This window comes from Helicobacter sp. 12S02232-10, assembly GCF_002272895.1.
GTDB lineage: Bacteria > Campylobacterota > Campylobacteria > Campylobacterales > Helicobacteraceae > Helicobacter_J.
This window is the reverse complement of the sequence record NZ_MLAQ01000019.1, coordinates 1-9,540: the sequence shown is the minus strand read 5'-3', so window position 1 is coordinate 9,540 and position 9,540 is coordinate 1. Positions and strand designations below refer to the sequence as shown.

Below are 9,540 nucleotides of genomic sequence, written 5' to 3'. Positions count from 1 at the left end.
TTTTAGAGATGGATTGAAGGCTTCTGTTTATTATACTTTGGAAATGAAAACGATGCTTTCAAACCTTGCTTCAGTACTTAAAGATACGCCCGAGAGAAAGATAAAAATTTATTTTAAATATGACTGGGAGCTTCCATTTTTGTTTAAACTGAAACGTTATGGGATTGAGTATTCTAAGATTGATACCCAAGAATTTCATCGCTTAAAAAATAATTTTGATTTGATCCCCTATCGGGCAGGAGAAGTTTATTGGGATATTTCTAACAAGCAGATCCCTTGCTTGGAAGAAAAAAATATTTCTATTCCGATGATTCCGATTTATTTGATTAGAGCTACAGGAAGAGGAAAGTGCAAATAGAATCTGTTGCAAATCAAAATACCAAAAGAGAGAAATTTGAATGATTAAATTTATACCCTTGATATTATTTTCAGTTGCTTTGAACGCCTTTGCTCAACTCTTTATCAAGAAGGGAATGACCACTCTTGGAGAGTTGCATTTGAGTCTGGAGCTTATTTTGAAAAGTTTGGCAAATATTTATTTATGGGGCGGGCTTTTTTGTTATGGCATTAGTGTATTGACTTGGATGATAGTTTTGTCAAAAGTTAATGTAAGTATTGCTTACCCATTTTTAAGCTTAGGTTTTATTTTGACTGCGATTTTAGCTTATTTTATTTTTGGAGAGCCTTTGGATTTCAATAAAATCATTGGTATTATTTTTATTTGTGTTGGACTTGTATTTTTAAGTGTTGCAAAGGGGTAGGCTATGAGGTGTGTTGTTATTGGGGGAAGTGGATTTTTAGGTGGTTATGTTATTGATTTACTTTTGGAAAGTGGGTATGAGGTCATCAATTTGGATATTGCTTACCCAAATGAGCAAAAGACTCAATTTTTTAAGATTGATCTAACCCAAGATTTTGATTTTACATTTCATCCTGATGATATTGTCATTCACTTAGCTGCTAGACAATATCACCTCAAACCTCCAAAAAATCAAAGAGAAAAATATTTTTATGCATTAAATACAGAAGGTACAGAAAGGCTTCTTAAAGCGATGCAAAGGGATAGTTGCAAAAATCTTATTTATTTTAGCACTGATATGGTGTATGGCAAACCGCAGTATTTGCCCATTGATTTAAACCATCCTAAGAATCCTTTTGGCTATTATGGAAAAAGCAAACTTGAAAGTGAAAAAATCTGCGAATCTTATCGAAAACAAGGTTTTCAGATCAGTATTTTCAGACCGCGTATGATTGTGGGGAAAGGAAGATTTGGCATTTTAAATAAACTTTTTGCTTTGATGGCAAAAAATCTCCCTGTGCCTATGATTGGAAAAGGAGAAAATTGTTATCAAATGGTAAGCGCACTTGATTGTGCCAAAGCTGTTTTGTTGTGTATCCAAAAAGGAACATTGCCCAATGAGGCGTTTAATCTTGGGAGTGATGCCCCCCCCCCCATCAAGACTTTACTTGCTGAGATAATTCAAGAAATCGGTTCAAGATCCATTCTTATTCCTACTAATGCACATATGGTTAAAAAAATCTTGGAAATTTTTGGCAAAATAGGGTTTGAAATAATGTATGATGAGCAATATAAAATTGCCGATGAAGAATATGTGCTTGATATTTCTCATACTCACAAAATTCTTGGTTGGACACCACTTTATAAAGATAAAGATATGTTGATAGAGGCGTATAAAGAATACAAAAATACAAAGAATCTTAAGTGAATATCGCATTTTTTGATTTTGATGGTACCATAAGTAAAAAGGATAGCTTGTTTTTATTTGTGAGATTTTTGGTTGGAAAAAAAAGATTTTATTTTGGGATTTTGAAAAATTTACATATTTTGCTTGGATTTAAGTTTGGTATATTGGGTAACTCATTTGCTAAAGAAATGTTGAGCAGGTATTTTTTTGCAGGTTATGCAAAAAAAGATTTTTTAAAAAAATGCGAAGAGTTTTTGCCTGTGTTGCGAGTAACTTTAAAAGACTCTGCCCTGCAAAGAATCCGATGGCATCAGGATTGTGGGGATAAAGTGGTATTGGTAAGTGCAAGTTTTGAAGAATATCTCAAGCCTTTGTGCGATGAACTTAATATTCAATGCATCGGGACGATCTTGGAGGTGTGTGAGGGGAAACTTAGCGGGAAATTTGTGACTTTAAATTGCTATGGAGAGCAAAAAGTCAAGAGGATTAAAGAAAATTTTGATTTGAATCATTATCATAAAATCTATGCCTATGGAGATAGTTTGGGTGATAGAGAAATGCTTGATTTGGCTTTGGAAGAAAACAGATTCTATAGAAATTTTAAATAATGTATAATCATAGAGTTTAATTCCAGAAAAGGGCAATGATGAAAAAATATGTTGTGGCGGTTGTGGGTGCAAGCGGTGCTGTTGGAGAGGAGCTTTTTAAAGTTTTAGAGGAGCGGAATTTTCCTATTAAAAAATTAGTTCCCCTTGCAAGCTCAAAAAGTGCGGGAAATGAAATAGAGTTTTTTGGAAAATCGTATAGAATTTTAGAAACAACTCACGATATTTTTAAGCAAGAAGGCGTTGAAATAGCATTTTTTTCAGCCGGAGGGAATGTAAGTGCAGAATTTGCTCCAAGTGCAGTTAAGGCAGGAGCACTTGTGATTGATAATACAAGTCATTTCCGTATGGATCCTGATGTTCCTTTGGTGGTTCCTGAGGTTAATCCTGAAGATATTGCACTTTGGAAGCAAAAAGGCATTATTGCCAATCCGAATTGTTCGACGATCCAAATGGTGCAAGTGCTTGCACCTTTGCATCGTGTTTTTGACATTCAAAGAGTAGATGTGAGCACTTATCAGGCCGTTAGTGGGGCGGGTAAAAAGGGTATGGAAGAATTGGTGATGCAAATGCAGAAGTTTTTTGCTTTTGAACTTGAGGCTTGCGAATCCAAAGCATTCCCGCATCGAATTGCATTAAATCTCATTCCTCATATCGATGTTTTTATGCCCAATGACTATACAAAAGAAGAAATCAAAATGGTTAAAGAAAGTAATAAAATACTTCATAGCGATTTTGCTCTAAGTGCTACTTGTGTGCGGGTCCCTGTTCTTAGAAGCCATAGCGAAGCTATTACAATTCGTTTTTCCAAAGAAATTGAGGCAACAAGAGCTAGGAAAATTCTTAAAGAAGCGCCAAATATCGTTGTAGTCGATAAACCTGAAGAAAGTTTATACCCGATGCCTATTTTAGCTACAGATACTGATGAAACTTATGTGGGCAGGATTAGAAACGATCTTTATGATAAAAAAATCTTGCATTTATGGTGTGTGGCTGATCAAATCCGCGTGGGTGCGGCAACGAATGCCGTTCGGATTGCTCAAAAATGGATAGAAAGCGTTTAAGGATTGATTTGAGAGATGGTTTTTAGAACTTCATTAAAATCGGGTTTTTTGATGTGTTTTTCTTCTAGGGATTTATCATCGATATGTTTCCATAAAAAACTTTTTCCGATAATGCTTTTTTTGTAAATACTGACGAAAAAGTCTAAATCTCCATTTTCTTCTTGATGAATGGTGACATAATAAGTTCTTCCATCATAAAAATTATAAACTTTTCCGTTCTCATAGGTATTTGGGGCAGTTTGAACTAGATTATACAAGAATACAACACCTTTATCACTTCGATTCCTAAGATTAGGATTAGGATTGTTAGAATCCTTTCTAGGAGGAGAGTTATTTTCATTTGCAATGGCATAAGCGTAATATTTTCCGTTGAGTTTAAAAAATTCGACAAAAGAGCTTTTGATATACAAGAAAGATTGAGTTTTATATAGACCTTCAAGGGTTTGAGCATTCAAAGAGCTTAAGAGTAAAAGAGGTAAGATAATTGATTTCATAAAAGACCTTAAAGTTTAAGTTTGATTAGTTTTTTAGGTACTTTGACGACACTTTTAAAAATAATTTCATCGGGATTTTGATCATAAAGTCCGCCGGCATGCACATCAGATTCAAAAAATATTGCCAAAGTTCCTTCATCTAGTCGGATTTTTGAAGTTTTGAGGCTTTTTTCATAAACGATTAAATCTTTTTTTGAGTCATAGGGAAATTTAACTTTAAAATCCCCCGAGTCGCCAATTTCAAAAAATTCCATCCCGCGCACTACTAATTGAAAATCTATATAGTTTTGATGGGTTTCATAAAAGGCATTTTCAGGATTTTTTAACCCATAACTTTGTTCAATGCAATACATTCCTGCACTTAGCTCAAATTTATTTTCAGTGTTTAAGGGTGTATTTAAGATACGCTGGTATATGGCGTGATCGGTATTTGTAGCATTGCTAAGATAATCGCGTAAAGCTTGTAATTCTTCTGTTTTTTGAAACAAATGCATAAGCGAGTAAAATTTTCCAATTATCGCCATTTAGATAATTCCTTGATATTATTTTCTCAAATTTTATCAATCTATATTAAATATTTGCATATACAACCATTTATGCTTATAAGATAAAATTTATATTGAAACAATTAGACGTATAATTGAGGAGCAAAAGTTGCATATCTTTAGATTTTTGTTCGTTATTTGCATTGCTACAAGTTTGTTTGGAACGCAATTGGAAGATACGCTCAAACATCGCGATTTTAACGGCTGGCATTTTCCTGATCAAAGAGATCATTCTGGAAATCCTTACTATTATGTACCCGATAGTAAGGGTAAATATTTGGGGACAAGTGCAGGAATTTTAGGCGTGGGATTGTTGGTAGGCATAACAGGTCTTTATTTGATGCCTGAGAGTGTGACCAATTGGGATCGGGAGAGATTTGGCTTTAGGAGTTGGCTGCAAGATGTTAAAATTGCTCCAGCAGTAGATGACGATAATTTTTGGCTAAATGGTGTTGCTCACCCTTATTTTGGTGCTGTTTATTATATGCAACCCCGAATGGCAGGGTATAGTTGGGCAGAGTCGGCTCTTTTTTCATTTGTAACATCTGCATTTTTTTGGGAGTATGGCATTGAAGCTTTTGTTGAGATTCCTAGTTGGCAGGATTTGATTTATACACCTGCGATGGGCTCAATATTTGGAGAAGCTTTTTATCAGCTCACGCGTTATATTCAATCCAATCAAGGAAGATTATTTGGTTCGCGGGTTTTGGGATATACATTGGTTGCACTAATGGATCCTATAGGCTTTGTCATCAGAGATTTAAGGTTGGGAAAGCTGTTTGGAGTAAAGAATAAAAATGAGCTTCATGCTTATGCTTCGCCTTTGGGGGTAAGTTTTAGTTACAGATTTTAATTCTGTCAATGAATATATTTTATTTGTTATATAATTGTAAAAAGTTTAATAAAGGATATTTTTGGAAAAGTTTGAAGTTTCAAATCGTGCTAAGCTTCCTACGCGTTTTGGGGATTTTTTTATACAATCGTTTAGAGAATTCAGGGTTGAAAATGATTGCAGATGTCCTATTGAGCATTTGGTTGCTTTTACTGATCCTATTGTAGAAATTCCTCTTGTGCGTGTGCATTCAGAATGCTTGACGGGGGACGTATTTGGCTCGCAAAAATGCGATTGTGGTGGAGAATTGGCTATGGCGCTAGAAAAAATCACTCAAAGCTCAAAGGAGGGTCAAGGCGGTATGTTGATTTATTTGCGTCAGGAGGGTAGAGGGATAGGCTTATTTAATAAAGTCAATGCCTATGCTCTGCAAGATAAGGGTTATGATACCGTTGAAGCTAATGAAGCGCTTGGTTTTAAAAGTGATAATCGAGATTATTCGATTGTCGGAGATATTTTGAAATATTACGGGATTAAAAAAATCCGCTTACTTACCAATAATCCCCGAAAAATAACTGCAATGTCGCAATATGTAGAGGTTATAAGAGACAGCATTATTGTGCCAAGCAATTGCCATAATGAAAAATATTTGGCGACAAAAAAATCAAAACTTGGGCATTTGCTTTAAAATGCATAAACATATTAGTTTTTATGAGGCACTTCAAATTCTTCAAGATGTTCCCATCAATGCAATTGGAAAAGAGAAGATTGTTTTCAGTGATGCTTTAGGCAGAACATTGGGCGAAGATATTGTAGCAGAAGAAAATATGCCCAAATTTCCCACTTCAAGTATGGATGGTTATGCTTTTAGATACGAAGATATCGACTTATTGTATTCAGAGGGTTTGATTTTGCAAGGAGACAATCCTGCAGGCGATGAAAGAGAACTAGAATTAAACCCGAAAATGGCTATTAAAACTTTCACGGGTTCGAGAATGCCTAAAAATAGTGATACGCTCATCATTGTTGAGTCTGTTTTTTGCAAAGATGGGAGGATATTTTTAAACCCTCAAGTTACTTCACCTAAAAAAGGTGATTGGGTGAGACAGATAGGGGAAAACTATGCTAAGGGTGATATGCTTCTTCAAAAAGGAACCCTCATCAGTCCTTATGAAATAGGGTTGTTAGCAGATTTAAATCGAGTTTTTATAGAGGTTTTCAGAAAGCCTAGAGTTGGAATTTTGAGTGGCGGGGCTGAGATTGTTGAAGTGGGTCAGGAAGTGAAAGTTAAAAATTGTGTTCGGAGCGTTAATAACCATCTTTTAAAGGCAATGGTTGCATCAATGGGTGGAGAAGGTATTCTTTATCCGATAATGCCTGATGATAAAGAAAAGATTGTTGCGATGATGTCTCAAGCTTTTTTGGATTGTGATATTTTGCTTACAACTGGGGGGATGAGTATGGGGGATTATGATTTTACCCAAGAAGCAATGGCACAAATTTGTGAAATTATATTCAAAGGAGTCAGGATTAAACCTGGAAAGCCTATTTCATACGCACTTTATCATTATGGAGCACAAAAAAAACCTTTACTTGCTTTGGCTGGCTTTCCAAATTCTGCAGCTATTACATTTTATTTGTTTGGTAGTGTTATTTTTGCCAAAATGTTTCAAAAATCCTACCAACATCATTTTATTAAAGCATTTTTGAAAGAGGATATTTTAAGAACAGATTCAAGGATGGAATTTCGCGTCTGTGATTTAGAAGTCAAGGAAGGTAGATATGAAGTCTCTTTTTCTTCTAAGAGAGTTTTGCAAAGTTCAGTTGTAAATAATTTATGTGGGAATAGCGGGCTTGTTGCTTTAGAAGAAAATGGAGGGGCTTTGAGAAAAGGCGATGAAGTTGAAGTTTTGCTTTTTAAAAATTTTTTATGAGGAGCTGTTATGATATCAGTGGAATTTTTAGGACCAATCGGGGAGCAAAAAATGGAGTTTAATGTTCATAGTCTTTCTGAGCTTAAAATCAAGCTTCAAGAAATAAAAAGTATTTCTAAATGGCTTCCAATGAGTGCAATTGCTATCAATGATGTTTTAATAGAAGAGGCTGATACACCATTAAAAGATGGTGATAAAATCGTCGTGTTACCTCCTGTTTGTGGTGGGTGTGGATTATATGCTTGAAATTTATGAGGGGGCTTTGCCCACTTTAGAGATCCATAAAAATTGGGAAGAAGAAGCTAAAAAAAGAAATTTTGGAGCATTTTGTCTCTTTATCGGAATTGTTCGGAATGAAAACGGAATGGAGGGTTTGAGTTTTGATATCTATGAACCTCTTTTTTTAAAATGGTTCCATTCTTGGGAAGAAAAGGCAAACGCGCGGGGTGTTTTTTTGAAAATGGCACATTCAAGAGGAGATGTCAGGAATACTGAAAGTTCCTATATGGCAGCAGTAATGTCATCTCAAAGAAAACCTGCTTTGGAAATATATGATGTATTTATAGAGGATTTTAAACATAAAGCGCCCATTTGGAAGTATGACATTAAAGGCGGCAAGAGATTTTATGCTCAAGAAAGGAGCCATCTTTTACCTGGAAGTGGTATTTTGTCGTAATGCCAAAAATTGTGGCTTTTACAGGGAGAAGCAATAGCGGGAAAACAACTTTAATAGAAAAGATCATTCAGACACTAGCTTGTTCTTATAAGGTCGCTGTTTTTAAACACGACCCCAAAAATAAGGCAGTATTTGACACAGAAGGCAAAGATAGCTATCGATTTTTTCATCAAGGAGCAGATGTTGCTGTTGTATCTCCATCAAAAACTACTATCATTGCACATCAAAATAAAGAAATTGATTGGCTATGTAGAGTATTTTTTGACAAAGATTATATTTTTGTGGAGGGCTTGAAAGAGCTTTCTTTGCCAAGAATCTGTGTAGCTAGAGATATGATTGATGTAGCTTATATTGATTTTAGCGACGCGTTTGCAATTGATACAAGTGTTTGCAATCTTGAAATCATTCCTAAAAATATTCCGATATTGGATTTAAATAATCCCAATGAAGTGCTTCTTTGGATCAATAAATTTGGAAAGGAAATCAGTGGATAAAATAAAAATTGGCATTGTTGTGGCAAGCGATAGGGCTTTTAGCGGTATTTATGAAGATTTAAGCGGGGAGGCTATCAAAGAAGTGATCGGGGAATATATTTTAAATCCGTGTGAGTATGCTTATCGCCTTATTGAAGATGAACAAAAACATATTGAAAAAGCTCTGATTGAACTTTGTGATTTTGAAAAATGTGATCTTGTGGTCACCACAGGAGGCACAGGTCCTGCTGTACGAGATGTTACCCCTGAAGCTACATTTGGAGTGTGTGAGAAAATGATGCCAGGTTTTGGAGAGTTGATGCGTCAGACTAGTCTAAAGTATGTGCCTACTGCAATTCTCTCAAGGCAGACTGCAGGTATTAGGGGGCAAAGCCTTATTGTCAATCTTCCAGGCAAGCCAAAAAGTATCAGGGAATGCTTAGAGGCAGTTTTTCCTGCTATCCCTTATTGTATTGATCTTATCGGAGGTCATTATATAGAGGCGAATGAAAAAAATATTAAAGTATTTCGCCCTAAGTCTTGAATTTAAATATTTTTACAATTTTTTAGATTAAAATATTTGATTGTTTTATCTTGCACAGATGAGGTGAATCGGTTTTGCAGTGTCAAATGACAGATGATTAATGTCGGTTTGAGATAAGTCTATAAGTGTTACTTATTGTAGCTAAGAGATTTTTTATCAATAATTTATAAAAAAAATATCTTTAAATAAAAATTTTTAGATAGAATAAATTATCTGATGTAATAAATCAGATGGAACAAAATAAGCTTTGTTTCGATTACTCCTAAGGATTTTTGTAGAACTTTCTTTCTAGATGCCTTTTAAGGCATCTTTATCCTCATTTTTCAAATTTATCAAGACATTAAATGTACTTAAAATCTCTTTTGTTTAATATTCCTTGAACCACTTGATAGCTATAATTTGTGACTTTATAAATAAGATTACAAAGGCAAAAAAATGAATAAATTAAGAGAACTCTGCTTGGCGGGGGGGGGGGGGGTATGAGTTAATCAGCTTAGGAGAATGTTGTAAATTGAGTTCAGGAGGGGATGTTCCAAAGATGGGAAGACCACAGGTCTGACCTCCAGTCACTTTGTAACCTCGAATGCGGTTTTTTGCTGGAAAAAAACAAAACCAAACAATTTTTCTCCGAGCTGACATCCGACAACACAAACAGAGAGCCGAAACC

Annotated in this window: 14 protein-coding genes; 12 read left to right on the top strand and 2 right to left on the bottom strand. The window is 35.1% G+C overall.

Annotation, left to right across the window (positions count from 1 at the left end; translation table 11 throughout):
* The 5 genes from BKH41_RS09890 to BKH41_RS09270 form a co-directional block, all read left to right on the top strand.
* Positions 1-358 (top strand): hypothetical protein (locus tag BKH41_RS09890; protein ID WP_180762805.1); only part of this gene is annotated, 358 nt, incomplete at its 5' end.
* A 40-nt stretch (positions 359-398) separates the two neighbouring features.
* Positions 399-761, top strand: coding sequence for an EamA family transporter (locus tag BKH41_RS09285; protein ID WP_219350030.1), 363 nt, complete (start codon positions 399-401; stop codon positions 759-761).
* A gap of 3 nt (positions 762-764) precedes the next feature.
* Positions 765-1,727, top strand: coding sequence for an NAD(P)-dependent oxidoreductase (locus BKH41_RS09280; protein ID WP_095299346.1), 963 nt, complete (start codon positions 765-767; stop codon positions 1,725-1,727).
* Complete coding sequence (locus tag BKH41_RS09275) at positions 1,724-2,314, top strand: HAD-IB family hydrolase (protein ID WP_095299343.1); 591 nt, start codon at positions 1,724-1,726, stop codon at positions 2,312-2,314. The genes BKH41_RS09280 and BKH41_RS09275 overlap by 4 nt, the downstream gene beginning before the upstream one ends.
* 38 nt (positions 2,315-2,352) lie before the next feature.
* Positions 2,353-3,375 carry an aspartate-semialdehyde dehydrogenase gene (locus BKH41_RS09270; protein ID WP_095299341.1) on the top strand — a complete coding sequence of 341 codons (1,023 nt, stop codon included), beginning with the start codon at positions 2,353-2,355 and terminating at the stop codon, positions 3,373-3,375.
* Here BKH41_RS09270 and BKH41_RS09265 read toward each other — a convergent pair.
* On the bottom strand, positions 3,372-3,869 hold the full coding sequence (locus BKH41_RS09265; protein ID WP_095299339.1) for a DUF2147 domain-containing protein: 498 nt from the start codon (positions 3,867-3,869) through the stop codon (positions 3,372-3,374). The two genes, BKH41_RS09270 and BKH41_RS09265, sit on opposite strands and share 4 nt — an antisense overlap.
* Before the next feature lie 8 nt (positions 3,870-3,877).
* Positions 3,878-4,393, bottom strand: a complete 516-nt coding sequence (locus tag BKH41_RS09260; protein ID WP_095299335.1) for a YhcH/YjgK/YiaL family protein — start codon at positions 4,391-4,393, stop codon at positions 3,878-3,880.
* Between the two features lie 130 nt (positions 4,394-4,523).
* Here BKH41_RS09260 and BKH41_RS09255 point away from each other — a divergent pair, with 130 nt between their 5' ends.
* The 7 genes from BKH41_RS09255 to mog all read left to right on the top strand — a co-directional run bounded on the left by BKH41_RS09255 (position 4,524) and on the right by mog (position 8,873).
* The gene (locus BKH41_RS09255) at positions 4,524-5,267 is read left to right on the top strand and encodes a DUF3943 domain-containing protein (protein ID WP_257875459.1); all 744 of its coding nucleotides are present in this window, start codon (positions 4,524-4,526) and stop codon (positions 5,265-5,267) included.
* A 61-nt stretch (positions 5,268-5,328) separates the two neighbouring features.
* On the top strand, positions 5,329-5,934 hold the full coding sequence (gene ribA, locus BKH41_RS09250; RefSeq protein WP_095299333.1) for a GTP cyclohydrolase II: 606 nt from the start codon (positions 5,329-5,331) through the stop codon (positions 5,932-5,934).
* A complete protein-coding gene (locus tag BKH41_RS09245; protein ID WP_257875458.1) occupies positions 5,885-7,180 on the top strand; it encodes a molybdopterin molybdotransferase MoeA in 1,296 nt (431 codons plus the stop codon). Before ribA ends, BKH41_RS09245 begins: the two co-directional genes overlap by 50 nt.
* 9 nt (positions 7,181-7,189) lie before the next feature.
* Entirely contained in the window at positions 7,190-7,426 is a 237-nt protein-coding gene (locus tag BKH41_RS09240) for a MoaD/ThiS family protein (protein WP_095299331.1), read from the top strand.
* Positions 7,419-7,856, top strand: a complete 438-nt coding sequence (locus BKH41_RS09235; protein WP_095299329.1) for a molybdenum cofactor biosynthesis protein MoaE — start codon at positions 7,419-7,421, stop codon at positions 7,854-7,856. Before BKH41_RS09240 ends, BKH41_RS09235 begins: the two co-directional genes overlap by 8 nt.
* Complete coding sequence (gene mobB, locus BKH41_RS09230; protein WP_095299327.1) at positions 7,856-8,350, top strand: molybdopterin-guanine dinucleotide biosynthesis protein B; 495 nt, start codon at positions 7,856-7,858, stop codon at positions 8,348-8,350. Before BKH41_RS09235 ends, mobB begins: the two co-directional genes overlap by 1 nt.
* Positions 8,343-8,873 carry a molybdopterin adenylyltransferase gene (gene mog / locus BKH41_RS09225; RefSeq protein ID WP_095299325.1) on the top strand — a complete coding sequence of 177 codons (531 nt, stop codon included), beginning with the start codon at positions 8,343-8,345 and terminating at the stop codon, positions 8,871-8,873. Before mobB ends, mog begins: the two co-directional genes overlap by 8 nt.
* Positions 8,874-9,540 lie beyond the last annotated feature (667 nt).